At 66.3% G+C, this 25,669-nt stretch carries 24 protein-coding genes and 1 pseudogene; 12 read left to right on the top strand and 13 right to left on the bottom strand.

Annotated features, from left to right (window positions below; genetic code table 11):
* Nucleotides 1-87 precede the first annotated feature (87 nt).
* From NL241_RS09905 to NL241_RS09885, 5 genes are all read left to right on the top strand, one after another.
* The gene (locus NL241_RS09905) at nucleotides 88-1,722 is read left to right on the top strand and encodes an acyl-CoA mutase large subunit family protein (protein ID WP_494397426.1); all 1,635 of its coding nucleotides are present in this window, start codon (nucleotides 88-90) and stop codon (nucleotides 1,720-1,722) included.
* A gap of 38 nt (nucleotides 1,723-1,760) precedes the next feature.
* Nucleotides 1,761-2,174, top strand: coding sequence for a cobalamin B12-binding domain-containing protein (locus NL241_RS09900; protein WP_494397425.1), 414 nt, complete (start codon nucleotides 1,761-1,763; stop codon nucleotides 2,172-2,174).
* Nucleotides 2,171-3,826 (top strand): AMP-binding protein, encoded by a 1,656-nt coding sequence (locus tag NL241_RS09895; protein WP_494397424.1) that lies wholly within the window; start codon nucleotides 2,171-2,173, stop codon nucleotides 3,824-3,826. The genes NL241_RS09900 and NL241_RS09895 overlap by 4 nt, the downstream gene beginning before the upstream one ends.
* A gap of 73 nt (nucleotides 3,827-3,899) precedes the next feature.
* Nucleotides 3,900-4,811, top strand: coding sequence for a methylmalonyl Co-A mutase-associated GTPase MeaB (meaB, locus tag NL241_RS09890; protein WP_494397423.1), 912 nt, complete (start codon nucleotides 3,900-3,902; stop codon nucleotides 4,809-4,811).
* 276 nt (nucleotides 4,812-5,087) lie between these two features.
* Nucleotides 5,088-5,363, top strand: a complete 276-nt coding sequence (locus NL241_RS09885) for a hypothetical protein (RefSeq protein ID WP_494397422.1) — start codon at nucleotides 5,088-5,090, stop codon at nucleotides 5,361-5,363.
* A gap of 259 nt (nucleotides 5,364-5,622) precedes the next feature.
* On the opposite strand, the gene NL241_RS09880 is transcribed toward NL241_RS09885, so the two are convergent.
* On the bottom strand, nucleotides 5,623-6,561 hold the full coding sequence (locus tag NL241_RS09880; protein ID WP_494397421.1) for a DUF5996 family protein: 939 nt from the start codon (nucleotides 6,559-6,561) through the stop codon (nucleotides 5,623-5,625).
* Between the two features lie 193 nt (nucleotides 6,562-6,754).
* On the opposite strand from NL241_RS09880, the gene NL241_RS09875 reads away from it, so the two are divergent.
* Entirely contained in the window at nucleotides 6,755-7,333 is a 579-nt protein-coding gene (locus NL241_RS09875; protein WP_487691335.1) for a TetR/AcrR family transcriptional regulator, read from the top strand.
* A 73-nt stretch (nucleotides 7,334-7,406) separates the two neighbouring features.
* On the opposite strand, the gene NL241_RS09870 is transcribed toward NL241_RS09875, so the two are convergent.
* Together NL241_RS09870 and NL241_RS09865 are read right to left on the bottom strand one after the other, a co-directional pair.
* Nucleotides 7,407-8,552, bottom strand: coding sequence for an alpha/beta hydrolase family protein (locus NL241_RS09870; protein ID WP_494397420.1), 1,146 nt, complete (start codon nucleotides 8,550-8,552; stop codon nucleotides 7,407-7,409).
* A gap of 34 nt (nucleotides 8,553-8,586) precedes the next feature.
* Nucleotides 8,587-9,453 (bottom strand): mycofactocin-coupled SDR family oxidoreductase, encoded by an 867-nt coding sequence (locus NL241_RS09865; RefSeq protein WP_494397419.1) that lies wholly within the window; start codon nucleotides 9,451-9,453, stop codon nucleotides 8,587-8,589.
* Between the two features lie 315 nt (nucleotides 9,454-9,768).
* Here NL241_RS09865 and NL241_RS09860 point away from each other — a divergent pair, with 315 nt between their 5' ends.
* From NL241_RS09860 to NL241_RS09845, 4 genes are all read left to right on the top strand, one after another.
* A complete protein-coding gene (locus NL241_RS09860; RefSeq protein WP_487691329.1) occupies nucleotides 9,769-10,725 on the top strand; it encodes a zinc-binding dehydrogenase in 957 nt (318 codons plus the stop codon).
* A 4-nt stretch (nucleotides 10,726-10,729) separates the two neighbouring features.
* A complete protein-coding gene (locus tag NL241_RS09855; RefSeq protein ID WP_487691327.1) occupies nucleotides 10,730-11,383 on the top strand; it encodes a YoaK family protein in 654 nt (217 codons plus the stop codon).
* Nucleotides 11,380-12,267, top strand: a complete 888-nt coding sequence (locus tag NL241_RS09850; protein ID WP_494397418.1) for a dihydrodipicolinate synthase family protein — start codon at nucleotides 11,380-11,382, stop codon at nucleotides 12,265-12,267. Before NL241_RS09855 ends, NL241_RS09850 begins: the two co-directional genes overlap by 4 nt.
* A gap of 92 nt (nucleotides 12,268-12,359) precedes the next feature.
* Nucleotides 12,360-13,079 carry a GntR family transcriptional regulator gene (locus NL241_RS09845; RefSeq protein WP_487691323.1) on the top strand — a complete coding sequence of 240 codons (720 nt, stop codon included), beginning with the start codon at nucleotides 12,360-12,362 and terminating at the stop codon, nucleotides 13,077-13,079.
* Nucleotides 13,080-13,089: 10 nt separating this feature from the next.
* Here NL241_RS09845 and NL241_RS09840 read toward each other — a convergent pair whose 3' ends face one another.
* The 9 genes from NL241_RS09840 to NL241_RS09800 form a co-directional block, all read right to left on the bottom strand.
* On the bottom strand, nucleotides 13,090-13,485 hold the full coding sequence (locus NL241_RS09840) for an acyl-CoA thioesterase (protein WP_487691321.1): 396 nt from the start codon (nucleotides 13,483-13,485) through the stop codon (nucleotides 13,090-13,092).
* A 41-nt stretch (nucleotides 13,486-13,526) separates the two neighbouring features.
* Nucleotides 13,527-14,264, bottom strand: coding sequence for an SDR family NAD(P)-dependent oxidoreductase (locus tag NL241_RS09835; protein ID WP_487691319.1), 738 nt, complete (start codon nucleotides 14,262-14,264; stop codon nucleotides 13,527-13,529).
* A gap of 8 nt (nucleotides 14,265-14,272) precedes the next feature.
* On the bottom strand, nucleotides 14,273-14,683 hold the full coding sequence (locus NL241_RS09830; RefSeq protein WP_494397417.1) for a hypothetical protein: 411 nt from the start codon (nucleotides 14,681-14,683) through the stop codon (nucleotides 14,273-14,275).
* 36 nt (nucleotides 14,684-14,719) lie between these two features.
* Nucleotides 14,720-16,510 (bottom strand): gamma-glutamyltransferase family protein, encoded by a 1,791-nt coding sequence (locus NL241_RS09825; RefSeq protein WP_494397416.1) that lies wholly within the window; start codon nucleotides 16,508-16,510, stop codon nucleotides 14,720-14,722.
* Nucleotides 16,507-18,168 carry a long-chain-fatty-acid--CoA ligase gene (locus NL241_RS09820; protein ID WP_494397415.1) on the bottom strand — a complete coding sequence of 554 codons (1,662 nt, stop codon included), beginning with the start codon at nucleotides 18,166-18,168 and terminating at the stop codon, nucleotides 16,507-16,509. Before NL241_RS09820 ends, NL241_RS09825 begins: the two co-directional genes overlap by 4 nt.
* The gene (locus NL241_RS09815; RefSeq protein ID WP_494397414.1) at nucleotides 18,165-19,034 is read right to left on the bottom strand and encodes an alpha/beta fold hydrolase; all 870 of its coding nucleotides are present in this window, start codon (nucleotides 19,032-19,034) and stop codon (nucleotides 18,165-18,167) included. The genes NL241_RS09820 and NL241_RS09815 overlap by 4 nt, the downstream gene beginning before the upstream one ends.
* The gene (locus NL241_RS09810) at nucleotides 19,027-19,977 is read right to left on the bottom strand and encodes a zinc-binding dehydrogenase (protein WP_494397413.1); all 951 of its coding nucleotides are present in this window, start codon (nucleotides 19,975-19,977) and stop codon (nucleotides 19,027-19,029) included. The genes NL241_RS09815 and NL241_RS09810 overlap by 8 nt, the downstream gene beginning before the upstream one ends.
* Before the next feature lie 46 nt (nucleotides 19,978-20,023).
* Nucleotides 20,024-21,511: an MFS transporter gene (locus NL241_RS09805; protein ID WP_494397412.1), complete on the bottom strand. Its 1,488-nt coding sequence runs from the start codon at nucleotides 21,509-21,511 to the stop codon at nucleotides 20,024-20,026.
* 266 nt (nucleotides 21,512-21,777) lie between these two features.
* Complete coding sequence (locus tag NL241_RS09800; RefSeq protein ID WP_487691305.1) at nucleotides 21,778-22,821, bottom strand: extracellular catalytic domain type 1 short-chain-length polyhydroxyalkanoate depolymerase; 1,044 nt, start codon at nucleotides 22,819-22,821, stop codon at nucleotides 21,778-21,780.
* A 183-nt stretch (nucleotides 22,822-23,004) separates the two neighbouring features.
* Here NL241_RS09800 and NL241_RS09795 point away from each other — a divergent pair, with 183 nt between their 5' ends.
* Both NL241_RS09795 and NL241_RS09790 read left to right on the top strand, forming a co-directional pair.
* The gene (locus tag NL241_RS09795) at nucleotides 23,005-24,699 is read left to right on the top strand and encodes a VanW family protein (RefSeq protein WP_494397411.1); all 1,695 of its coding nucleotides are present in this window, start codon (nucleotides 23,005-23,007) and stop codon (nucleotides 24,697-24,699) included.
* 38 nt (nucleotides 24,700-24,737) lie between these two features.
* The gene (locus NL241_RS09790; RefSeq protein ID WP_494397410.1) at nucleotides 24,738-25,439 is read left to right on the top strand and encodes a GOLPH3/VPS74 family protein; all 702 of its coding nucleotides are present in this window, start codon (nucleotides 24,738-24,740) and stop codon (nucleotides 25,437-25,439) included.
* Here the strand turns inward: NL241_RS09790 and NL241_RS09785 are convergent.
* A pseudogene (locus NL241_RS09785) lies at nucleotides 25,417-25,626 on the bottom strand (short-chain dehydrogenase/reductase); the annotation flags it as partial. The gene NL241_RS09790 and the pseudogene NL241_RS09785 overlap by 23 nt on opposite strands.
* Between the last annotated feature and the right edge of the window lie 43 nt (nucleotides 25,627-25,669).

The following is a 25,669-nucleotide window of genomic DNA, read 5'->3' as shown; positions in this document are numbered from 1 at the left end:
GTCCATAGTAGCATGCATCACACTTTTGGTAGAACCACATGTATGTAGAACCACAACCGCTCGCCCCCACCCGCTGAAAGGGATCGGATGACCGTCTCAGAGACGCGCGAAGGCGCCCCCACCCGCGAACCAGCACAGGAGCCGGCATTCGAGACGTTGTCCGGGATCCCGGTCGACCCGCTCTACGACGCCTCCACCCTCGAAGGCTGGGACTCGCGCCACAAGCTCGGCGCCCCAGGCGAATTCCCCTACACCCGCGGGCCCCACCCGACCATGTACCGGACCCGGCAGTGGACCCGGCGCCAGGTGGTGGGCCTGGGCACCGCGCCCGAGACCAATGCGCGCAACAAGTACGTCATCGAGCAGGGCCAGACCGGTCTGTCCAACGACTACGACGTGCCGACGCTGATCGGCCTGGACTCCGACGACCCGCGTTCGGTGGGCGAGGTGGGCCGCACCGGCGTCGCCATCGACACGCTGCCCGACATGTACGACCTGTTCGACGGCATCGATCTGGAGAACATCAGCGTCTCCATGACCATCAACCACCCGGCCTTCGTGCTGGTGGCTCAGTACATCGCCGCGGCGCAGATGCGTGGCTTCGACCTGCGCAGACTCGGCGGCACCGTCCAGAACGACCCGCTCAAGGACTTCTACGCGCAGAAAACCTACATCTTCCCGCCTGCCCCGTCGGTGCGCCTGGCGTGCGATCTGATCGAATACTGCGCACAGCACATGCCACGCTGGAACGGCATCAGCCTCAACGGGTACAACATCCGTGAGGCCGGCACCACGGCCGACCAGGAACTGGCCTTCACCTTCGCGCACGCAGAAGCCTACATCGAGGAGCTGCTCGGGCGGGGTCTTCCGATCGACAGCTTCGTCGGCCGGTTCTCGTTCATCTTCAACGTGCACAACGACTTCCTCGAGGAGATTGCGAAACTGCGTGCCTCCCGCCGTATCTGGGCTCAGCTGCTGCATGACCGGTTCGGTGCCGACCCGAAGAACTGCAAGCTGCGCACCCATGTCCAGACCGGTGGCAGCACCATGACCTATCAGCAGCCCGAGGTGAACCTGATCCGCGGCGCCCTGCAGGCCATGGCCGGCGCCCTGGGCGGGGTGCAGTCGATGGCCGTCTCGTGCTTCGACGAGGCGTACTCCATTCCGTCGGAGTTTGCGCAGCGGATGTCGCTGCGCACCCAGCAGGTGGTGGCCTACGAAAGCGGTATCACCAACGTGGTCGACCCGCTGGCGGGCTCGTACTACATCGAGAACCTCACCGACGAGATCGAACGACGTACCTGGGATTGGATGCAGCAGGTCGACGGCCAGGGCGGCGCCATCCGTGCCGTCGAGAGCGGCTGGCTGGAGCGCACGGTCTCCGACACCGCACATCACCAGAATCTGCAGATCATGCAGGGCACGCGAACGATCGTGGGCGTCAACGACTTCAAGGGCACCCAGGGTGAGCGACCCATCGAGACCTTCCGTGTGGACGAGGCCTCGGAGAAGCAGCAGATCCGGCGCCTGGAGAAGGTCCGCGCCGAGCGCGATGCCTCCGAGGTCGACCGCACTCTCGACGATCTGCAGAAGGTCGTGGCCGACGGCGGAAACGTCATGGACGCCGTGATCGCGGCCAGCAAGGCGCACGCCTCCCAGGGCGAGATCGTCAAGCGCGTCATCGCCGAGGTCGGCGAGTACGTCGCGCCGCCGATTTTCTGAACGACCACCGTCCTGAGACACACCCCGAAAGGCATCTCATGATCCGAGTTCTGTTGGCCAAACCCGGTATCGACGGTCACGATGTCGGTGTCAAGATCGTCGCGCGCGCACTGCGCGACGCCGGCATGGAAGTCATCTACACCGGTCTGCGCACCACCATTCCGGATGTGGCGCGCGCCGCCGTCCAGGAGGACGTCGACGTGGTGGGCGTCTCCAATCTGTCCGCCCAGCATGTCCGCCTGATGCGGGATCTCAAGGAGCGCCTGGATGCGGCCGGCGCTCAGGACATCCTGATGATCGCCGGGGGCAGCCTGCTGCCCGAGGACATCGAGGAGCTGGGCCGGATGGGTATCGACGGCTGTTTCCCACCCGGCACCGACACCGCCGACATCGTGTCGTTCATCGAGGAGCGGGTCGCCAAGACGCGTGACGCGCAACACGTTCCGTCATGAGCGCGCCGACGCGACCGGTCACACCGACCGACCGGGAGAGCTGGACCCTGCCCGCGGTGCTGCGGAAGGGGGCCTCGGCGCATCCGGACAAGCTGTGTGTGAGCACGATGTCCGGTGAAAGTCTCTCCTATGCCGGACTTCTCGCGCTTTCCGAACGCCGGGCAGCCGGCCTGGCGGCGATGGGAGTCGCCAAGGGTGACCGCGTGCTGCTGATCATGAACAACTCGATCGACATGATCGCCTGCTGGTTCGCGGTGAATCTCCTCGGCGCTGTCGAGGTGCCCACCAACACCGCCAACCGCGGGGCAAGTCTGGTGCACATCGCCAACAACTCCGGCGCGCAGGTGGCGATCATCGATGCGCAGTACGCGTCGACGCTGTCGGAGGTGGCCGGCGAACTCGACACCGTGTCGACGGTGGTGGTACGCGGTGAGGCCACGGTGTTGCCCTGGCCGACAACCGCTCTCGCTGAACTCGACCTCACCCTCGGCCCGGCACCCGATACCGCCGTCTCCCACCAGGATCCGTCGTCGATCATCTACACCTCCGGTACCACAGGGCCGGCCAAGGGTGTGGTGGTCCCGCACGGCCACATGTACACCTTCGCGGTACACGTCGTCGAACAGTTGCGGATCGTCGAGGACGACATCTACTACGTGTGCTTGCCCATGTTCCATGCCAATGCACAGTTCATGCAGGTCTATGCCAGCTTGATCGCGGGCGCCTCGGTGGTGCTGGCGGAGGGTTTCAGCGCCAGTGGGTGGCTCGACGATCTGCGCACCAGCGGAGCAACCGTGACGAGCCTGCTCGGGGTGATGGCGCAGTACGTGTTCAACCGCCCGGAGACCACCCGCGACCGCGAACACGGTGTCCGCCGCATGATCACCATCCCGATCCCGGCCGTCATCGCCGAGGATTTCGAGCGCCGGTTCGACACCCGCTGCATCGAGGCGTACGGCATGACCGAGACGTGCCTGCCGATCTACCGGCCGCTCGATGAGCCACTGCGGCCGGGTAGTTGCGGTAAGGCGCTCGAGCACTGGTTCGAGGTGGCGGTGGTCGATCCGGTGACCGACGAACCCCTGCCCGACGGCAAGGTGGGCGAAATCGTTGTCCGCCCGCGGTTTCCGTTCACCACGTTCCTGCACTACCACGCCATGCCGGAGCGCACCGTGGAAGCGTGGCGCAATCTGTGGTTCCACACCGGCGACGCGGGCCGCCGCGACGCCGACGGCTACTTCTACTTCCTCGACCGCCTCAACGATCGCATCCGGCGCAAGGGCGAGAACGTCACCGCCTATGACATCGAGGTGGCACTGACCGAGCTGCCCGAGGTCGACGACTGCGCGGTGATCGCGCGCCCGGCCGCCGAGGGTGAGGACGACATCAAGGCCTTCCTGGTGATTCCCGACGGCAGCACCCCGCCAGATCCCGTGGACGTACTCGCCCACTGCGTGAAACGCCTGCCGTACTTCGCGGTTCCGCGGTATCTGGAGTTCATCGGAGATCTGCCCAAGACTCCCACCGGCAAGGTACTCAAACGTACGCTGCGCGCCATGCCGGAGACCGCCGGCGAGTGGGATCGGGAACAGGCGGGCTGGACGGTGAGACGCGGTGTGAACCACCCTGTGCGAAAGGACGGTGCCAGTTGATCATTCATGTTGCATCGGCGATCGTCACCGGGGCCGCATCCGGTCTCGACGGCGCGGTCAGGCTGCCGCCCCGATGCTGACATCCGAGCGCGCCGTAGCGCGGCTGATCAGTCAGGTCGAGCGTGGTGAAGGAGCGGACCTGCCATGCGACGGCAACTCCCAGATCATCGGTATCACCGGCAGCCCCGGCTCGGGTAAGAGCACACTGGTCGACGTGTTGGCGCGCGAGATCCGCGCCGAGGGTCGCACGGTGGCAATCCTGGCGATCGACCCCTCGAGCCACCTGACCGGAGGTGCGGTGCTCGGCGACCGGGTGCGGATGTCCTCACACGCCCAGGATCCGGGGATCTTCATCCGCAGCATGGGCACCCGCGGTTCCACCACCGGGCTGGCCCGCGCCGCTCGGGGTGCGGTGAAAGTGCTTGCGGCAGCCGGATATGACATCATCATCGTCGAAACGGTGGGCGTCGGCCAGGTGGAACTCGACGTGCTGACGGTCGCCGATACGGTGGCGGTCGTGCTGGTGCCCGGGCTCGGCGACACCATGCAGATGAACAAGGCCGGCATCATGGAGATCGGCGACCTGTTTGTCGTCAACATGGCCGATCGCCCCGAGACCCATTCCTTCGTGCGCGATCTCAAGCAGGCGCTGGCCGTCGGCGCCGGCCACACACATGCCGACATGCCTCCGGTGTGCTGCACCGTCGCGCTCACCGGCGAGGGCGTGGACGCGCTGTGGACGACGTTGCGCGGCTTCGATGAGCGCGACCGTGATTCCGGGCGGCGTCGGCAGCGGCGTCAGGAGCAACAGAGCGATGAGCTCATCCGCGCGATAGAGCAGCGCGTCATCACGCTGCTCCGTGACACCATGGCCGGGTCGACAGGACTGGCCGAGCTGCGCCGGCAGGTCCTCGACGGCGAACTCACCCCACGGGCCGCCGCCGACCAGTGGATGGCCACTTTCACCTTGCACACCGACTCATGATTTACGTCGGTGCTGTGTCGGCCGGCGACCGCAACGACGGCGCGGAGATCGGCCACTGAGAGCGAACGCCCACGGTGATATTCGCGGCGAGGACTGGCACGGCGGCCATGGCACTCCGCTGCTCACCCGAGTGAAAAGCGTCCGGCGGACTCACGCGACACGATACGGACCGTTCCGTCTTGACTCGAGACGGACCGACTCGTATTGTCGAGATCACCCGTGAGAGCCCTACGGCCCACCATGCAATCGTTCGTTTCACGCCGAAGGAGACTCCCCATGCCCCATGTCGAGCAGCCCTCCACCCGCCTGGGTCACCGCATGTCGGCAGCGATCGGTGCCGGCGCCATCCTCGCACTGCTCGGGCTCACCGCGGCGTGCAGCAGCGAAAGCGATACCCCTGAAGAGTCGACCACAACCACCACGACCACAACCACCACGACACAGCCGACGGTGAGCCCGACCGAAAAAGCCCCGGCCCCCACCGGCACGGATGGTTTCACCCCTCCGGTCAGAGCGACTCAGCCGACCCTCGTCCATCCTGACGAGGACTGATCAGACATCGCGGGCCGGAATTCGCTGCGCCGCTGAACTTTCGCTTACCGACCCTCTACGGGAGCGCCGCGCCGATGCTCTCGCCCGCGCCCGTTCTAACGGTCTTTGATGCCGTCGGGTGAAAGCAATGACACCGATGAATCTCCAAGTGGCACAGCCTGTTGTGCGACAACCGTCGAAGGTGGCACCGGCTTTCGCAAGATCGGCCAGATCTCGCCGGTTCGGTTTCCCCGGCGTGGCCACAGCTCTGCGATGTCGACTATCTCGCCTTCGCCGCCCAGCGGTGGGGGTCGATCTCCAACGAATCACGGTCCCAGCCCGCCAGTTCGGCGGCCGCGCTGTAGGTGAACTCGAGGAAGTCCATCACGCACCGATCCGGATCCTGTGCCGTGCGCGCAGTTTCATACGGCAGCAGGTATTGACGCAGTTCGGTGTGGTAGAAGGTTCCTTCCGGCCGCCCGGCGTAATCGGCGTATCCGTCCGGTTCGGGGTAAGCGTAGGAGTAGAACGCGCCTTCTTCTCCGCCACCGGGCCAGAAGCCGCAGCTGCTCAGTTCGTGTGAGTAGGCCTCGACCATGACCCAGTCGCCGCAGTTCGGCGTCCCTCCGGGATGAGGGGGCGCGACGCGGCCGGAGAATCGGCTGCACGCCAAATCGAATGAGCCCCAGAAGAAGTGCACGGGACTGACTTTGCCGAGGTACCGGGAACGGAACCGTCCGATCACCCGATCGGCTTGCACCAACTGCTGCCAGAATGTGTTGGCGGCAGCGGGGTCGTAGCCCACGTGCTCATCCTCGGCGAACGGGATGGCAGGATCGACCTCGTTGGGGTGCTTGGAGATTCGCACCGCGATACCCAGGCGGTCGAGCATCGAGATCGTGTCGTCATGGAACTGCGCCACGGACCTGTCGCGCAACTCCAGATGGTCGGAGCCCCCATCGCTCACCCGCACCGCCAGAACGTGGTCGATGAAGTCGAACTCCATGTCGAAAAGCCGCGTGCCCACCGGAATAGCCGACGTCGTCAACCCTCGTGGTGAGACATACAGCGGTGCCTGCCACCAATGATTGAGCAGCGGCGCGTAAGCCAACCGCACCTTGCCCACGATCTGGGTCCACATGTGCAACGTTCTGCGCGTCGTCTCCCAGTCGTCTACGCGCAATGCCGGCCATCCGTTGCCCGCGGGGGAACTGGTCATGCCGGTTTCTCGGTTGTGGTCATCCTGGGATTCTCCTTCGGCAGGCAGATCGGACAGCGAATGACGAACCATTGCGTGACAGGGGTGGCCGGTACCGGGCAGACCACTGCCCGTACGATACGAGGCGGTTCGTCTCGCGTCAAGGCGAACCGCCTCGCTTGGATTGCGTGGGGGCATCTCCTAGGGTTTTCGCATGCCTGCCAACCCGCCGGACCCGGGACGGCGCAACGAGCACTCACGTCGCGCCATCCTCGAGGCGTGCATCTCGCTGATCGGCGAGGTCGGGTATGAGAATGTCTCCATCGAGGCGATCGCTCGGCGGGCATGCGTGGGCAAGCAGACGATCTACCGCTGGTGGCCCTCCAAAGGCGCAGTGATCCTCGAAGCCGCGATCCAGAGCCTGGATCCCGTGGTCGCATTCCCCGACACCGGCGACATCATCGCCGACCTGAGGACCCAGTTGAACGAAATCCTCGAGGTCGTCACCATGACCGGCTTCGGACCGGCCTATCAGGGGCTGGTGGCCGCCTGCCAGTCCGACCCCGATCTGATGCAAGCCGTCTTCGACCAGATCATCGAACCCAGCATCACGCAGTTCAGCGCGCGGGCCGCCCTGGCTCAAGACCGGGGTGAGATCCGGGCGGACGCCGACGTGGTGACGCTGCGCGACGTACTTTACGGGTTCATCGAGTACCGACTGTTGCATGGAATGCCCATCGAACCCAAGCACATCGACGCGGTTCTGCAACTCGCGTTCTACGGAGTGCGCTGACGTCAGCTGCGAGGGCGCTTTTCGCGCTTCGCACCGAAGCCCCTTGCGCCCAACCGTATACCGTTTGCGCGGTCTACACGGTCCGGTGGATCCAGGAGCTGACCTCGAGCTCGGCTGCGGCCGGTGAATCCTGTTGGCAGTGGTAGCTTCCCGGCGCTCCGGAGGGATAGACCACCAGACGTTTGTCGCTCGAAGCGGCCTCGGCGATCAGTCGTTCCCCGACGCCGACATCGACCATCCCGTCGTCACCCCCGTAGAGAGCCAGCAGCGGGCCGTCGATTTTGCTTGGCAGCTCGCCCAACTGGAACTCCGTGAGCCGATCGACTGCCTGCGGAACCGTGCCCGATCCGGTGACAGCCAGAAACATGGTCTGCAGGAAGTTCAGCACGGGATCTTCCGATTCCGAGACCACGTCCGGGCCGGTGAAGATTTCATGGAGCGCCTCGGGCGCGCTACTGATGACCGTGGAGCGCAAGCGTGGTTCGAACGCGGCAGCGCGCAGCGCATACAACCCGCCGAGGCTGTGCCCCACCAGTCCGATCCGGGTTTCATCGATGTCCGGCCGGGCCGCCACATGATCAATGACCGCCGAGATGACGGACTCGAAATCAGGCTGGGCGGTTATCCCGCGCCGCAGCGCTTCACCTTGGCCGGGGCCGTCAAAGGTCAAGACCGTGTAGCCCTGCTCGGTGAGCGCGCTGCCGACGGCGAAGTACATCTCCTCGGCCGAGCCGTCGGTACCCCCCACCACGATGACGAGGGGCGCAGGCTGTTGCACGTCTCGACGATCGCCGGCACACAGCCAGCCCGGAAGGAGGTTGCCGCTGTAGGGCACTTCGACGGGTTCGATACCGGGCGGGTGCAGCGCCGCCGCTTCTCCGAACGCTCGTCGCCGCGCTGCCACAGCGTCGCTCGCGCGCGGGTCCAGCGGAGACAGCAGTGCGCCGGCGTAACGGTGGTACATCGTTGCGCGCCAGAGCACGTCGCGCCGTGCCAGGGTGGGTCGGTCCCGATCAGACGCCGCCGCCTCCAATCGCGAGGCCGCCGCGGTGAAAGCCCGGTACCACTGCTCCTTGTCGCCCGACTCGACGGTCGACGCGATGGCTGAGACTTCGGTCAGGTCGGCGCCGCGCCGATAGGACAGTGCGCTGAGCCGAAGCAGCAGCGACGACCAGAAGGGATTGTCGGCCCAGAACGGGCCGGTGCGATTGTCGGTCACGGTGAGGGACTCCTCAGTTCTGGATCTTGTGGGTTCAGTCGCGGATCGGCCAGGGATTGAAACCGGGCAAGGCCAGATGCCCTGCGTCGACCGGTAATCCGACCCCGGTGATGTGGCTTGCGGCGTCCGAGGCCAACCACACAACCGCTTGCGCGGTTGCCCGCGGCGGAAGCGCGGTGGTGTTGGGAAGCACGTTCCACTGATGGACTGCGTGCAGATAGTCCTCCCGGCCGCCGTCGGGTTTGCCGCTGGCAGTGCGCCATCCAGCGGGATGATCGTTGATCTTGGTGTCGGTGGTGCTGGGCAGCACGGCGTTGACCCGGATGCCCTTCTCCCCCAGCTCGAGCGCAGCGGTCCGCATGAGCCCGATCACGCCGTGTTTGGCGGCGACATACGGTGCCGAGAACTTGGCGCCTTCCGCGCCGACATTGGACGAGGTGAACACCATCGCGCCGCCGCGCCCTTGGCTGATCATCTGCGGTGCCACTGCTTTCGCGCTGCGCCACACTCCCTCGAGGCAGACCCCGATCTGGATATTCCAGGCTTCATCCGAGGTCTCCCAGAGTGGGTGCGGCGACCAGTCGTACACCCCGGCGTTCGCCGCAAGAACGTCGATACGGCCGAACTCCTGGACTCCTGCGGCCACCAGCGCGTCAAGAGCAGCCTGGTCTCGGACGTCGGCGAGCTGGGCGACACATCGCCGTCCCAGTTGTTCCACCAGTTCCTTGGTCTCCAACAGCTCGGCCTCGGTGGACAGCGGGTACGGGATGGCCGGGAGGTCGTGTCCGATATCGCAGATGATCAGATCACCACCTCGACGAGCGAACTCGAGGGCGATCTCGCGGCCCATTCCGCGGCCGGCGCCGGTGACGAGAGCCACCTTGGACTCGAACGAAGACATGATCAGATCCCTTTCGCAGCGAATGCTCGTGGCACTCATCGTTTTTGAAGCCGGGAACTCCCGCCGGGGCGATCCGCGGAGCGCCCGGGCCAAACGATCGCCCACGGCACAGGTCGGGTAGCGCCAGCGTATCCGACAGATGCAAGGCCGTAAAGATCGGATGCAATACGACCAACTCCATCGATCCCCGCGCACCGGTCCCGAACAGGCATGTTGCCTCCAAAAATTGCATCCTATTTTTGCTCTATTGCATGACGAACTGTTAGCGTACGTCCGAAGACCGCTCTGCCCCGCCCCAGACACGGAGGTACACATATGAAGGCACTGTTGACCGACTCGAAGGCCCCCCGAGGACTCCGACTCGGTGAGCACGAGGACCCGGTGCCGCTGCCCGACCAGGTGCTCATCCGGGTCACCGCAGCTGCCTTGAACTATGGCGAAGTGGCGACCGTCGCGGGTGGACTGAAGCCGGGCTCGGGAATCGAGCGGCCGGCAGACGGGCTTGTGCTGGGATTCGACACCGCCGGCCACGTCGTGCAGGAAGCCGCGGACGGCTCCGGCCCCAAGATCGGCACCCCAGTCGTCTGTTTCGGGCCCGGTGGTGGCTGGGCCGAACTGCGGGCTGTGTCGACCGATTCCCTGGGGGTCCTGCCCGCCGACGCCGATACCGTGAAGGCCAGTGCGATCCCGGTGGCCGGACTCACCGCGCTACGCGCGCTCCAGCGCGCCGGAGCGGGGCTGGGGTCCACGGTGCTGATCACGGGCGCCAGTGGCGGCGTCTCGGGTTTTGCCATCCAGCTCGCCAAGATGGCCGGCGCACAGGTCATCGCCTCGACCACGAACGTACAGCGTCACGAGGCGGCCCTACGCGCCATCGGCGCAGACCAGGTCGTTGCCGGGCCCGAGTCGGTGACCGTGCCGGTGGATTGTGTGCTGGACATGGTGGGTGGCCCGCAGTTGGTGGCGGCCTACCGCAAGCTCGCGCAGAACGGCACCCTGGTGGCCGTCGGACATTCCTCCGACGTCGGCGAATCCTTCGCCTTCGGCGATCTTTTCGGTGACGGCGGCCGACACAACCGGTCGATAACGTCGTTTCACCTGACCGGCTGCACCGACTTGGGCCAAGGGCTCTCCTGGCTTGCGGGCAAGGTCCACGACGGCAGCCTCGACCCCCGCGTGACCTGGCAACAGTCCTGGCGAGACGTCGATCAGGCGATCGACGCGCTACTGGGGCGCCGCCTCAGCGGCAAAGCCGTGATCACGATCGACTGAACCGATGCGCATCCCCTTACCCGCGACCATGTTGGTGCTGACGTTCTCCGCCGGGCTCTGCGACGCCGTGGGTTTCCTCGCCTTGGACCGGGTTTTCGTCGGCAACATGACGGGCAATGTCATCATCCTCGGGATGGCGATCGGCCAAGCCGACGGTCTGCCGATCGCCGGGCCCCTCATCGCCTTGGTCACGTTTGTCGCTGCCGCCGGGATCGGCGGCCGCATCGTGCGCCGTCATCCCGAAGGCTGGCCTCCCCCGGTGAGCGCACTGTTCGCGACGGTCGCCGCGATGCTGGCGGCGGTCGCTGTCTGGTCGGCGCTCTCCGAGGTGACGGCGCAGCCGACGGCGATGATCGCCGCGGGGTTCCTGGCGGCCGCCCTGGGATTGCAGGCCGCGGGCGCACGCCACGTCGGGGTCAAAGATGTCACGACAGTGGTGGTGACGTCCGCTCTGACCGGGCTCGCCGCCGACTTCAGACACCCCGACTCCGCCAAGGACCTGTGGAAGCGTCGAATCGCCTCGGTGGCAATGATTCTCCTCGGCGCTTGCGCTGGCGCGGTCCTGCTTCGATTCGGTGTGGCGACCAGTCTCGCCGTGGCGGCGGCGCTGACAGCAGCCGTCACCGTGATCGGGCACCGATACGCGGCGGCGCGATGACAGCCGTCGATATCTGGGGCATGCTGCCGACTCCGTTCACACCGGACGGGCAGAGAATCGATCACGACTCGCTGGCCGCACTGGTGGCAGAACTCATCCGCCGCGGCGTGACCGGGCTCGTGGCCATGGGAGTCATCGCCGAACCGCATTCACTGTCGGCCCGCGAGCGCGCCGCTGCGCTGGAGACCATCGCGGCCGCCTCAGGAGATCTCCCGCTGTGCGTCGGGCTCAACGGGCCTACGCACCGCGACCGGTTGCGCGAAGCGGAGCAGGTGTCCCGCATCGGCGGCGGCCGGGAGGTAGCGGTCCTGATCCCCGTGACCGAGCCCGATTCGGGAACACTGCGCGCGCAATGGAGCGAAATTCATGAGCACACCGGCGTTTCGCTGGTGATACAGGATTATCCCGCCGCCAGCGGTGTCACCATCGAGATCACCGAACTCGAATCGGCGGTCCGCGGAATGCCGTTCATCACTGCAATCAAATGCGAAGCGCCGCCGACTTTCTGGCGTATCCATCACCTCACGGAGAATACCGGGGCACCGTGCATGGCCGGGCTCGGCGGCCTGAGCCTGATCGACGAACTCGAATGCGGCGCCACCTCGGTGGCTTGCGGCATCTCGCGGCCGGAAGTGGTACGTGAGGCGCTGACCCAGTGGTCGGCCGGTAACGCCGCGGGGGCCCGAACCGCCATGGCCGGGATCGCGCCGCTGATCAATTTCGAGGTTCAGGCAAAGACCAGCATCGCGATCCGCAAAGAGCATTGGCGGCGGCAGGGCATCATCGCTTCGGCGACGGTTCGCCCACCGGCCTACCCGTATGCACCCTTCCTCGACCGCTGCAGCACCGCTTACGGTTTCGTGGCACCCGGTCAACACCGCTAGCTCTCTGGGCGATGCGTTGACCGCATTCGACATCTTGCCCATAAAATGCAATCAGGTTCGACCGGAGTGCAGGTTCACAAGGAATGAGCGTCATGACCAGCGAGACAGACAGGCCAGCTGCCGACCACATCGTCTCGTCGCTTCAGCATCGTATTCTCACCGGCGAGATCGAGGTCGGCTCCTGGCTGCGGCACGGCGCGCTCGCCGAAGAATACGGAACCAGCCGCACCCCGGTCCGCGAAGCACTCCTGGTGTTGGCGTCGCGCGGGATCGTGACCATCGAGCGTAATCGAGGCGCACAGGTCAACGGACTGTCTGCACGCGATATCCGCGAGCTCGGTGACGTCCGTGCCACCCTCGAGGGACTGGCCGCCGAACTCGCGGCCGAGAGGATCACGGACCTGCAGGCCGAGACCATGCTCGCGTCCCTCGAGGACTACGAGAAGATCGCCGCGCGGATAGCCGCCCGCTCACCGAAGGACAGATCGTCGGGCCGGTCGCGCGGCGATGCCCAACGGTGGGCGGAAGCCAACGAGGCGTTCCACAGCATCATCCTGCAGGCCGCCGGCAACCGGAATCTGGCCGAGACGTTGCAACTCATCCACGGCAAACTCCCGAGCAACACCTCCTATGTCGCCTACGCCAACAGCGTCAGACTGTTGGAGCGAAACGTCAAGGAGCATCGCGAAATCGGGCGCGCCATCAGCGAGCACGACGCTGATACCGCACGGACCGCGATGACCGAGCATGTCCGCAACTCCATCGAATCGACCGTGCGCTGGGCCGAGGAACATCACCAGGTTCGCACCTAGGAACTCACTGTCAGGAGCCCGAATCTGCGTGCGCCTGCAGGAGTGAGCGCCGCAGGGCGTCCGGGATGGGTGCGGCGCGGCCGTGCTCGTCGACCGTGACCACCACGCACCGGCCCGTGGAGAAAACAGTGCCCGCAATGTCCCGGATCGTGAACGTCACGGTGTGCGAGGTGCGCCCGACCGCGGCCACCTGGAGATCGACGTCCACGGAATCCGCGGTCACCGGAATCGGCCGCAGGTACTCGATCTGATTGCTGCGAACAACCTGCATGGGCCGCCAGGACAGTCCCGCGTCCACGTAGCCCCGGGTCCTGGCGACCTCTACGTACTGCAGTTGAGCCGTGTTGTTGACGTGCCCCTGTGTATCGAGATCGGCGTACCGGATCTGTACCCGGCAGACGGCCACGGTTCCCACCTTTCTTCGCGTTGCACCCCCGGCCTCGGAGGTCAGCCCATGTGCAGCCCACCGTTGACATGGATGACCTCCCCGGTCACGAACGCGGCGTCCTCACTGCAGAGGAAGGCGATGACGGAGGCCACCTCAGCCGGCCGGCCGAAACGTCCGAGCGGGGTTGCGCGCAGCAGATGCTGCCCTTCCGCCGCGATCAGCGGCGCCGTCATGGCGGTTTCGATGATTCCCGGCGAGACCACGTTGACCCGCACCTGCGGGGCCAGCTCCCATGCGAGGCTTCGCGCGAACGCCACCAGTGCGCCTTTGGAAGCCGCATAGGCCGCGTGCTGCCTGCTGCCGCGGTGCGCCGCCATCGATGCCACCAGCACGATGGACCCGTCTGGCTTCAGTGCCGGGATGGCGTCGCGGACCAGATGCAGGGTGCCATCGAGATTCACCGCCATCGTCTGCCGCCATTGGCTGTCGGTGATGGTCGCGACGTCGTGTTCGGGATACACCCCGGAGGCCACCACGAGGTGGCGCAGGCCCCCGCCCAAAGCGCCTGCAGCCCCGATGAATTCCGCGGTGGAGGTGGTCGACGTGACATCGAGTTCGGTGGTCTCCACGCGGCCGTTCCCACCGTTGAGTTCCGCCCGGACAGTCTGCAGCACACTCCGATCACGATCCCCGAGCACCAGATCGGCACCGCGGCGGTGCAACACCTGCGCGAGGGCACGACCGATGCCGCCGGCTGCTCCGGCGATCGCGACCGTGTGGGCCGAGGAACGCGTCACGGTGCCATTCATTCGGAGCGGCGGTCGATCTGGCGACCGCGGTCATTGGTCACCGACGGCAGGGCGGTGGGGCTCGGCGAGGGCTCGCTGATGAGTTCGATGATGTAGTGGGTGACCTCGTGGTCCTCGAGGTTGCGGATGCGGTGCGGCGTCAGCGGCTCGTTGTGACCGACTGTCTTGAACAACACGAACCCGCGCTCGGCCGTCTGGCTGATCGACCACTCGGGATCACCGAGTTCCTGTGCCTCGGCTCGGCCGGCGTCCGGCCAGATCACGATGTGATCGTGGTGGTGCTGGTGGAAATCGAACATGCCGTTGGGCGGGAGGGTCATCGTCCAGACGCGGACCCGGTCGTTCTCGAAGATGAGGGTGTCCCCGGGGGTGGGTGGGAACTCGGCGGAAGTGGTGGACTCGGTCATGGTGTGCTCCTTCGGATATGGGTGAGAAGTTCTTGGTCACCGGCCGGCGGCATAACCCTGCGCGCCCCTGGGGTTGGCGGCCGCCCACAATTGTGCGTCCCGCGGTTGCCTACCCACGGCACTGAGTCTGCCCAGGGTCCAACTGCCGGCCCGGGTCACCACGTGGCCACGGGCAGACAGGTCGGTGATCACGTCGTCGCCGGCCCGGTCCTCGATCACCAACCCGCCCGGCGTCCAGGTGCGTGGCCAGAAGCTCTGCGCGAAGCTCGTGGTGTGGAAGGTGGGCGCCTCGATGGCCTCCTGGGGACTGGCCGATCCGACCAGCGTGCGCAGCAGATAACACAGCTGCCATTGGTCCTGCTGGTCGCCACCGGGCGTCCCCAGTGCGGTGACCACCTGATCCGCCGTGCCGAGCAGGGTGGGGCTCAGGGTGGTTCGCGGTCGTGCACCCGGCCGGAGCGCCGAAGGGCTGGCCGGGTCGAGCCACGTCATCTGCAGTCTGGTGCCCAGGCAGAAACCGAGACCGGCGACCGTGGGGGAAGATTGCAGCCATCCTCCGGACGGCGTCGCCGAGATCATGTTGCCCCACTGATCGACAACGTCGATGTGGCACGTGTCTCCGCGGGTGCTGCCCGACAGTTCCACGGTGGGTTCTCCGACGCCCAGCGCGCTGGCTGAGGTGTCGGCACCGTCGACTCGAAGCGGCGGGAGGTATGCCGGAAAGCCGATCTCCCCCGGCCTCGAGACTTGTGAGGCGGTGTCGGTGATCAGCAGCCGTCGATGCCGCCCGTAGTCGGACGACAGCAGGGTCGGCAGCACATCGGAGGCCACCGCGCTGCCGTAGTAGGCGTCCCGATCGGCCATGGCCAGTTTCATGGCCTCGACGGTGTGGTGAACTCCGCGCGCAGTATCGAGGTCGAGCTCGCAATCATCGAAGCCCGCAAGGATTTCCAGTGCTTGCAGCAGCACGGGGCCCTGGCTCCACGGTCCGGCTTTGAAAACCGTTACCCCGCGGAAGACGTTCGACACCGGAGGCTCCCACGTGGCGCGGAACCTGGCCATGTCAGCGGTCCGCAGCACCCCGTGATGATCTCCCCCGCTGGAGTGCCGATGGGGCGTCGTCTCGACGAATCGCTCGATGGCCTCGGCCACGAAGCCGCTGCGCCAGGTTCTCCGGGCGGCCTCGATCTCGTCCTCCCGGTCCACGCCCACCGCGGCGGCCACCAACCGGCGCAACGTCACCGCGTAGTCGGTGTTCACCACCACCTGGTCCGGCGCCGGCGGCCTGCCGTCGGGCAGCCAGCACTGCGCCGAGGTGGGCCAGTGGTCGCTGAACAACGAGGTGACAGTGCTGATCACCCCGGCCGCCGCGGCGCTGATCCGGTGCCCATGAGCGGCATAGTGGATGGCGTACTCGAGCACCTCACCCAGCCGCCACGTGCCCTTGTCGCGCAGCAACAGCAGCCAGGCGTCGACGGCGCCCGGCACCGCGGCGGCCAATGCCCCGGCGCCGGGCACCAGGCCGAGCCCGAGGGAGGTGAAGTGTTCGATGGTCGCTCGCTCAGGTGCCGGGCCCTGCCCGGCGAGCACTGCGGGACGCTCGCCGGCGCCCGCAACCAGGGCCACCAGGTCACCGCCGGGTCCGTTGAGGTGCGGTTCCACGATGTGCAGCACGAACGCCGCCGCCACCGCGGCGTCGAAGGCATTACCGCCGCGCTCCAGCACCGATTGCGCTGTGGCCGTGCCGATCCAGTGCGTGGACGCGCACATCCCGAACGAGCCGTGTAGATCCGGGCGCGCCTTCAGCGCGCTGTCCGGCCCCGTCACACCTGCACCTCGGGCGCATGCGAGTACTGCCGGCGCAGACTTCGTTTGTCGATTTTTCCGGTGCTCGTACGTTGCAGTGCGGCAACCGAAATGACCCGCTCCGGAATCCACCACCGAGGTACCCGGTCGGCCAGCCACTCGCGGAGCTCGTCCGAAGAGATGCTGCGGGATTGTTGCGCGACCACCAGGGCAATCGGGCGCTCGTCCCAACGGTCATGCGGCACACCGATCACCGCCGCCTCGGCCACCGCGGGATGGGCACACAGCTCTGATTCCAGCGTGGCGGAGCTGATCCACTCCCCGCCCGACTTGATCACGTCTTTCAACCGATCGGTGATGACGACGCGCGCCTCACCGTCGATGGTCGCGAGGTCACCGGTGCGCAGCCACTCACCGCCCTGTGCATCCCGGCGGAAGCTGTCGCCGCCGCGCCCACCGAGATACCGGCCGGCGATCCAGGGACCGCTGACCTCGAGTTCACCGACCGCGTGGCCGTCGCTGGGCAACACCGTGCCGGACTCCTCCACCACGCGGGCGCGGATGCCGAAGCTCACCCGCCCGACATCGTTGGTGGGTCGCTTGTCCCCCGGCGGGTCGGCGATCGCCACGATCGGCGAGGTCTCGGTCATCCCCCACGCGCACGTCAGCGAGACGCCCCATTCGTCGTGGTATGCGTCGACGAGCGCCTGGGCGGCCGACGCTCCCCCACAGAGCGCACGACGCAACGACCCCAGCTGATAGCCGGGGTGCTCGCGAAGCCATGCCAGCAGATCGGTCCAGACCGTCGGCACCGCACCGGATACCGTGGGCGAACACCGGGTCACGAGTTCGGCGATGGTCCGTGGCCGCACGAACCGGCCCGGCAGGACCAGCGCCGCGCCCGCCATCAGCGCTGCGTAGGGCAGGCCCCACGCATTGACATGGAACATCGGCACCAACGGCATCACCACATCACGCGACGAGATACCGACCGAATTGGCCGTGCAGGACGCCAACGCATGCAGATAGATCGACCGGTGGCTGTAGACGACACCCTTCGGATCACCGGTCGTGCCGCTGGTGTAGCAGATGGACGCCGCAGTGTTCTCCTCGAGTCGAGGCCATGCGAAATCATCGTCACAAGAAGACAATTGATCTCGGTAACCGGCCGTTGTCCGACCAGATCGGTGCAGTGAGTCGAGCACCTCGTCAGCGACCTCCGCCCCGACGAACACGACGGTGTGGACGTGCTTCGACAACCGCAGCACCTCGAGCACCAGCTGCGCGAACTCGCTGTCGCACACCAGCACGTCGTCGCCGGCCTCGTCGATCACGAAGGCCAACTGGGCGTTGTTCATCCGGGGGTTGAGAGTGTGCAACACCGCACCCATGGCGGGTACCGCGACATACAGCTCGAGGTGTTCGACGGTGTTCCACAGGAGTGTGGCCACACCGCGCCCCCGCCCGATGTCGAGAGCGGCCAGGAAGTTGGCGAGCCGGCCGACCTGCCGGCCCAGATCGCGATGGGTCACCCGCTCGACGTCGCCACTGTCGTTGCGGCACGTCATGATTTCCGCCCGGCCCGTGCGCTCGTACAGTGAATGCACCAAGGCGGTGAGAGTCAGTGGCGAGGCCTGCATGCCACTTCGCAGGTGCGCTGCTTGATGTGCGTCAGTCACGGCTGTCCACTCCTGATTCGGTACTCGATCTCCCCGGCGACGTCGTGCGGTGCCTCGTCGGGCATCCAGTGGCTGACACCGCGGAGTTCCCTGAAGCGGTAGTCAGCCCGGCACAACGCGGCGCATCCCAGCGCCGCGGCACGGCCCACCGCGAAGTCGTCCGCACTCCACAGGTACGTCGTGGGAATCGTGATGTCGGCCAGTTCGGTCGGTTTGGTCAGCGCCATCGCCTGGTAGTACTTCAGCGCATGCACGAGCAGCCCGGGATCGGCCAGCATCGGTTCGATGTAGGAGTCGATGGCGGCGGCTGTCAATCGAGAGTCGTCGAACATCGTGCGCAGTTCGGCCGCCCCGTTGTCGAGCAGGCGCTTCTCGACGCCCACCTGACGGTACAGCCCGAGATACGCTGAGCGCTCACGTTGTTCCGGGTCGTTGCGCAGCGCCCGTGCGTAGGCCAGCGGATGTGGGATCGACAGGGCCGTATAGGTACTGATGCGCGTCGGGTGGAGACCGGCGGCGAACCACCCCACGGTGGCTCCCCAATCATGGGCGACCAGGTGGCAATTCGGCTCATCCAGCGCATCGAGCAGGCCGATCACGTCCCCGGCCAGCGTGTCAGCACGATAGGCCGCAACATCTTTCGGCCGGGCCCCCCGAGAGTAGCCGCGCAGGTTGGGCGCGACAGTGCGGATGCCTGCGGCGTTCAGCAGTGCGGTGACGTCGGACCACTCGGAGTTGTTCTGCGGAAAGCCGTGCAGCAACACGGCAAGTGGGCCTTGTTCGGGTCCTGCGATGACGGCATCGAGAACGATGCCAGAGGTGGGTATGTTCACCGAGAGCCGGGCGGGGGCTTCATGGTCAGTCAATGGTGATCACCGCCTTGCCGTGCAATCGCCGTCCCAGCAGGAGGTCGATGGCGGCATCGATGCTCGACCAGTCGCCCGTCCACGACACACCCGGGTCGACCCGACCGTCTGCGACCTCTTCGGCCAGCCGGCCGAGGTCAGGGCCCAACCCGTCGCACCCGGACAGGTGGAATGTCACCAGTGAGCGGTCATGGCGCCGGCCGTCACCGAAGAGATCGCCGAACGCAAAAGACTCGGCCTGCTCCGCGGAATGGCCGACAGCAACCAGCGTGCCGCCGGGGGCGAGGCGGCGGAACGCCTCGACCAATTGGTCGCCGCCGACCATGTCCAGCACCGCGTTCCAGGGTCCGTCGGCGGCCACAGGAGTCGCGACCACCTCCGCGGCGCCCAGCGCACGGAGCTGTTCCCCGTGTACCTCGGGGCGCGACGTCGATGCGATGACATGAGCACCCTCGTTGTGCGCCAACTGAATCGCGAACCGACCGACACCGCCGGTTGCCCCGGTGACGAGAACCCGGTCACCGGAACCCACCCCGGCCCGGCGCAGTGCCCGCAATGCCGTCAGGCCTGCACCGGGCACCGTGGCCGCCGCGATCAGATCGGCACCGGAGGGCAGCACCCCGATGGAATCGGTGTCCACGGCACGAAGCTGCGCCCATGCCCCACCGAATGCGAACGTCACCACGGGCGTGCCCTCCGGTGGTCCGCTGCCGTCCGCGGCGGCTCGCTCGACGACCCCGGCAGCATCCACGCCGAGCACGGTGCCCTCGGCGGGGCGCTCGATGCCGGGAGGTAGCACCCCGCCCACCATCGCGATCTCACCGAAATTCAGTGATGCCGCCTTGACCCTGACCAGCGCCTGATGGGGTGCGGTCTCCGGGTCCGGCACCGATTCGACCCGAACCCCGCGGGGCGCCTCCCGAACCACGACCAGTGCGCGCATTCTCCAATGCCTTTCGTTCTGATGATCGACTTTCCGCGTCTGGCGTTCAGGGCGCCCGTGTCGTCGCCTGTGGCGCGGCACGCAGCTGCGCCAGTTCCTCGTCGCGGCCGATGGCCTGGCGCTTCACGTCCCGACGTGCATCGCTGGTGCGCCACCTGCCGGCCATCAGCGGGATGGTGGCAGCGCTCAGCAGACCGCCGATCGTCGAAATCACAAGCCAGAACTGCCATTGCGTGTGTGCGGCGGTGACGGCGGACAGGTCACCGTTGATCACCTTGTCTGCCGCAGGCACGACGAAGGAGACCGCTCCGAAGCAGATGGTGGCCACGATGCGCAGGGTCCAGCCCCAGACCGCCAGTGCTTTACCCACCAGGGCCGGGTCACGCGCCTCGACGGTTTCGGTGAATGCCGCAAACCACGGGACCTGGAAAAGACCCCAGCCGATTCCCAGCAGCGCCATCGCCGTGCCGAGCACCAGAACCCCGGCGTCACTGCCGATCAGGAAGATCAGCGACACCTGCACGGCGGTGCACAACACCGCACCCAACAGGATCCACGGCTTGCGGACCAGGTATCGGTCGGCCACGAAACCGCCGACAAACGCGGCGATCACAAAAAACGCCCAGCTTGCCGACACCAAGGCATTGGCGAACACCGAGTCGAGTCCGAACGCGGTGGCAAACAGGATGGGCGCCAAGGTGATCACGGTGTGGTAATAGATGAGCATCAACGGGAAGCCGATCACGGGCAGCAGGATGGCGACGGTCATCACGCTGCGCCATCGCGGGGCGGACTGCGCCTGGAACGTCCCTGCGGCCACCCGTGCCTCGAGCAGTTCCTTGTCCTCTTCCGACGCCGCGGCCTGCTCTCGCAAGTCCGCGCTCAGTTCGCGCAGGTACCGCACCGCGATGACGGCGAGCACACCGCCCACGATGCCCGCGATGATGAACTGGCTACGCCACGTCTGGAGGCGCTCCAACGTCAGCGCAGCGACCCCTGACGCCAGCAGAGAGCCCGCTGCCGGCCCGACCACCCAGAGCGCCATCGCGCGCCCGCGTCCCGACTGGGGACTGAAGTCACGGATGATCCCGGGCGCGGCCACCAGGGCCATCCCTTCGATGACGCACGTGACGCAGGCGATACCCAGGAACATCCACTTGTTGGTCGCCAGCGGCATACCGATGGCCGTGATCACACTCAGAACCAGCAGCCCGTACACGACGACACTGGCGCGCCCGAAGCGTTCCACCACGCCCGAGAGCAGACTCCCGAAAGCCCCCAACACGTTGCCGATCACCAGGATCGCCGTCAGGAAGCCGACCGACATGCCGAGTTCGCGATTGGTCAACGCCGAGGTGGCACCGAAGATGTACTGCTGGTAATACAGGACGACGGCGCATGCCATGGCCAGCGCCAATCGTTTTCGCCGCTCGGCTCCGACCGGGTAGTAGTCCAGCTCGCGCCGGCGAAGCATCTGCCGGAACCCCGGCTTCGAGCCTCGAGCTGAGGCGAGATCGGATTGCTCTGTCGTCACCGGTGACCTCCTGCCGCCGTCGGGAGCCGCTGCCCCGTCACGGGCACGCAGTGCAGGCGTCGCCGGATGCTGCGCCTTCGACGAAGCTAATCCGATTGCATCCTATTTGCAAGCATCGAATGCAATTCTTTGTGGTTCTGGTTCCAGACTCCACGTCGGGACGCGCGGACATCGCTGCGCCGATGATGATGGAACGCACTGCACCACAGTCGATTACCGCGGCAACCTGAGGCAGATCCGCCTCGCCCACATGCTGCGCGCCGCGGTCAGCCCTCGCTCGAGTCCCGCCGCGGGTGCTTCTGGGCGAAATCCCAGACGAGTGAGCTGACGTCGGGTCCGGCCCGGTCCGTGAAAAGACCCACCGAGGTGGGTCCGGAATAGGCATGCCCCATACCGTGAACGAGATACAGCTCGATGGCTGAGGCTGTCACGCCCTCAGGCGAGTACGTGGTGTGCGTGTACGGGTGGCGGCCGGGCGCCGCAGGAACCCTCGTTTCCCGCCGCTGCCAACCGAGGCTCTTGTTGAGTTCCCCGTCGTCCACCAGATCGCCGACGGCCGACCAGTGCTGGACCAGCCTGGCGGCCACCGTCGGCGGCACCACGGTGTCCGCCGAGCCCTGGACGACGAGCAGTGGCACCCGCCGGGCGCGGTTGCCCATCTGCGCCCACGCCTGGCGGGCGGTGTACTCCGGTGGCGTGGCGTCCGGATCGTCCGGATTCACCTGGTTCAGGCCGTACTCACCCCCGGCCACCGAGGTGGCGGTGGCGAACACGTCCGGATACGTCGCCGCCAGGATCACCGCGGTTCCCGCGCCCGAGGACGCGCCCACCACGTGCACGCGGGCGGGATCGGCGTTGTAGCGCTCGATGACCTGATGCGCCACGCCGGCCAGCAGCGCGGGTTCTCCGGTGTGGCGCTGTTGCTCACGCGGATCGCCGGAGCGCCAGCAGTTGAGCTTGTCGCGAAACATCCGCTGCGTGGGGTAGACCACGATGAAACCCTCGCGGTCGGCCAGGGCGTTGAACTGCGTGGTGGCCTTCATGCTGTTCCAACCGAATCCGGTCATTGCACACCCGTGGATCGCCATGATCACCGGCAGCTGGGCCCGGCCGTCATGCTGCGGCGGGACATGAACCTGATAACGCAGGCCTTGGTAGGTGTGGTTGACGTCGCCGTGGCCCATCCACCACGGCAGGCCGTACTGCGCGGCCGCGGTCAGCGACCCCAGCGCCACCACCAGTACCGCGACGACAGCGGCGAGGATCCGTGGCCATCGACGGCCGCCTGTGGGTGCGTGAGCGTCGAGCACCTCACCGAGAGTATCGAAGCAGCCGTTCGGCGGCGTTCTGACTCCACGCTGGGCCGTGGTTCGTGCTTTTCAAACCTGGCCGACGGCAACGGCATTCTCCGCCACTGGCGCTACGCTCGTGTCGTGGATGGGTTCAGCATCATCGCGGGAATATCGGCCTGACGATGTGCGGTTTATACGTCGATGTCTGACGATGAGCGCATGGATCCCGGCGGGTCTCGGCGACGTCGACGACTCCTGGCGATCGGACTTCCGTTGGCAGCGCTGGCTTTGGTCTACATCGCCGATCTGATGGTCACCTCGTCCAAGGTGCCCAGAGGCGTCACCGCAGCCGGGGTGTCGCTCGGCGGGTTGACCCCGGACGAGGCCGAGCAGCGCCTGCGCCGAGAGATCACTCCGCGTCAGGAACTTCCCGTTCCAGTCACACTCGGAGCACTGGAAACCACCGTGGACCCCCGCGCGGTTGATGTGACCGCGGACCTGCAGGCCACCGTCGATTCAGCCGGTGGGCAACCGCTGAACCCGCTCACCCGGATCACGTCGTTCTTCGTGGAGACCCCGATTGACGTGGTGGCCTCCGTGGACGAGCCCGCACTTGTCGCAACGCTGGAAGAACTCGGCTCCCAGGTCGCCGAGGACCCGGTGGAAGGCTCCGTCACGTTCGTCGACGGACGTCCCCGGACCTCAGATCCCGAATCCGGACAACGCCTCGACATCACCTCTGCCGCTGAGGTTTTCAGCCGACATTGGGCTAGCGGAGAAACCCTCGAGCTGCCGATGGTGGAGATTGCGCCAGACACCACCGCCGCCGATGTCGCGGTGGCCGCTGACAGTATCGCCGCCCCGGCAGTGTCCGAGCCCGTCATCGTCGACGGTGACAGCGGCGTCCGGGGCGTCATCACCGAGGACGTCATCGCAGCGGCGCTCAGTTTCCGGCCCGCACAGGGGCGTCTGGTGCCGGAGATCAACGAGAGGCTCATCGTCGACGAGTTACATCCCCAACTCGCGGCTTCGGAGATCCCGAAACGCGACGCCGACATCGATTTCGCCGCCACCCCGCCGGCCAAGGTACCGGCGCAGGACGGCCGGCGGCTGGACTACGACGCCACATTGGAAGACCTGCTGTCGGTTCTCCGCGATACCGACAACCGTGAGATCGCCGCGGTGTACGTCGACGAGAGTCCCTCATTGACCTTCGAAGCGCTCGAACAACTGGGTCCTGTGCAGACCATCGGTGAGTTCCAGACAGGTGGGTTCTCCAGCGATTCGGGCAGGAACATCCGCCGCGCCGCCGAACAGATCGACGGCATGGTCGTCCGGCCCGGGGAAACGTTCAGCCTGAATGCCGCCACCAATCCGCGCAACGCCGCCGCCGGTTATGTCGAGGCCGGCATCATCGAGAACGGCCGACCCGCCCGCGGTGTCGGTGGTGGCGTGTCCCAGGTGGCCACCACGTTGTTCAACGCCGCCTACTTTGCCGGCATGGAGGACATCGAACATCACGAGCACAGCTACTACATCAGCCGTTACCCGCCCGGTCGGGAAGCCACCGTGTTCGGGGATGTGTTGGATGTCAAATTCCGCAACGACGGGCCGACGTCGGTGCAGATACAAACCGACTGGACGCCCAGCGCCGTCACGGTGCGCCTGGTGGGCATCAAACGTTATGAGGTGACGTCCTCGCAGAGTCCACGAAGTCGACCCACGTCGCCTCAGACGATCACGATCCCCGCCGGCGAAGCCTGCAGTGCCAGCGGCGGCGCACCAGGATTCACCATCACCGACACGCGCACCCTGCGCGAGGTCACCGGCGGACCGACGCGAACCGAGTCCCACACCGTGATCTATGACCCCATCCCCAGGGTGGTCTGCGGCTGAGGCGCGCCGAATCCTCTGACAGACAGGAACTCAGAACCATGACGACGTTGCCACCCGACCGAAACGACGAAGCCCCGACACTGGCCGAGGACCTCCTCCTGCTGCTGTTCCAGCCCGAATCCGGGACGATCGCGGGCGAGAACACACTCTTCTACCCGTTGGCAGGAGCAGTGCTCACAGACCTCGCTCTCCAGAACAAGGTGACGACCACCACGTCCCGGGTCGGTACCGTCATCGTGGAACCTGTTGCCGGACAGGCACCCTCAGACGTGATCTATCGTTCCACCTGGGATTACATCTCCGCCAAGCCCCGAGGCATCCAGACCGTGCTCGCAGCCATCGGTCCGACACTCCGCCAGCCCCTCCTCGACCGTCTCATCGCGCGGGGTGACATACGCGAAGAAAAGAAGAAAGCGCTGCGGATCTTCGAAACCACCGCGCTTCGGGACGGCGGAAACGGGCGCCGATCCATCCTTCTCGACAGTGTCCGCAGTGCACTCGTGGATGGCACCGAGCCGACCCCCCGCATCGCGGCCCTTGCAGCCTTGCTGTGGAAAAGCGGGTCTCTGCCCCAGTTCGGCCCGGACATTCCCTGGACTTCCGCCGTCATCGGTCGCGCCAAGGAACTCGAGCACGGCAACTGGGGTGCAACGGCTGCCGGAGAAGCAGTGACTCGCACCGTCACCGCAATTGTGGTCAACAGCGTCATCGTCGCGACTACGGTGCACCCGCCGAACTGACGAGGCAATGAACGCCCGAGCGTGCTTCGGCGGGACGCCGATTGGCGTCCAAGGCATCGGGACCCAACAGCAGGAATCCCCGCGCGTTGTCGGCCTCGATCGCGTCGATGACAGTCGCGGATTGGGCCAGGGATCGTCCGGCGAAATCGGTACGGAAGGCACCCGGTTCGACAACAGTAGCCAGAACCCACCGGCGGACGCCCAACCTCGTGACCAAACCGCCGGTGAGC

The organism is Mycolicibacterium sp. SMGY-1XX (assembly GCF_059132455.1).
This window is presented reverse-complemented; position numbering and strand designations above follow the sequence as displayed.

Bases quoted from the DNA above. Each gene is read 5' to 3' on its own strand.
- NL241_RS09905 (WP_494397426.1), top strand. From the start codon at position 88: ATGACCGTCTCAGAGACGCGCGAAGGCGCCCCCACCCGCGAACCAGCA.
- NL241_RS09900 (WP_494397425.1), top strand. From the start codon at position 1,761: ATGATCCGAGTTCTGTTGGCCAAACCCGGTATCGACGGTCACGATGTC.
- NL241_RS09895 (WP_494397424.1), top strand. From the start codon at position 2,171: ATGAGCGCGCCGACGCGACCGGTCACACCGACCGACCGGGAGAGCTGG.
- meaB (WP_494397423.1), top strand. From the start codon at position 3,900: ATGCTGACATCCGAGCGCGCCGTAGCGCGGCTGATCAGTCAGGTCGAG.
- NL241_RS09885 (WP_494397422.1), top strand. From the start codon at position 5,088: ATGCCCCATGTCGAGCAGCCCTCCACCCGCCTGGGTCACCGCATGTCG.
- NL241_RS09880 (WP_494397421.1), bottom strand. From the start codon at position 6,561: ATGACCAGTTCCCCCGCGGGCAACGGATGGCCGGCATTGCGCGTAGAC.
- NL241_RS09875 (WP_487691335.1), top strand. From the start codon at position 6,755: ATGCCTGCCAACCCGCCGGACCCGGGACGGCGCAACGAGCACTCACGT.
- NL241_RS09865 (WP_494397419.1), bottom strand. From the start codon at position 9,453: ATGTCTTCGTTCGAGTCCAAGGTGGCTCTCGTCACCGGCGCCGGCCGC.
- NL241_RS09860 (WP_487691329.1), top strand. From the start codon at position 9,769: ATGAAGGCACTGTTGACCGACTCGAAGGCCCCCCGAGGACTCCGACTC.
- NL241_RS09855 (WP_487691327.1), top strand. From the start codon at position 10,730: ATGCGCATCCCCTTACCCGCGACCATGTTGGTGCTGACGTTCTCCGCC.
- NL241_RS09850 (WP_494397418.1), top strand. From the start codon at position 11,380: ATGACAGCCGTCGATATCTGGGGCATGCTGCCGACTCCGTTCACACCG.
- NL241_RS09845 (WP_487691323.1), top strand. From the start codon at position 12,360: ATGACCAGCGAGACAGACAGGCCAGCTGCCGACCACATCGTCTCGTCG.
- NL241_RS09830 (WP_494397417.1), bottom strand. From the start codon at position 14,683: ATGACCGAGTCCACCACTTCCGCCGAGTTCCCACCCACCCCCGGGGAC.
- NL241_RS09810 (WP_494397413.1), bottom strand. From the start codon at position 19,977: ATGCGCGCACTGGTCGTGGTTCGGGAGGCGCCCCGCGGGGTTCGGGTC.
- NL241_RS09795 (WP_494397411.1), top strand. From the start codon at position 23,005: ATGTCTGACGATGAGCGCATGGATCCCGGCGGGTCTCGGCGACGTCGA.
- NL241_RS09790 (WP_494397410.1), top strand. From the start codon at position 24,738: ATGACGACGTTGCCACCCGACCGAAACGACGAAGCCCCGACACTGGCC.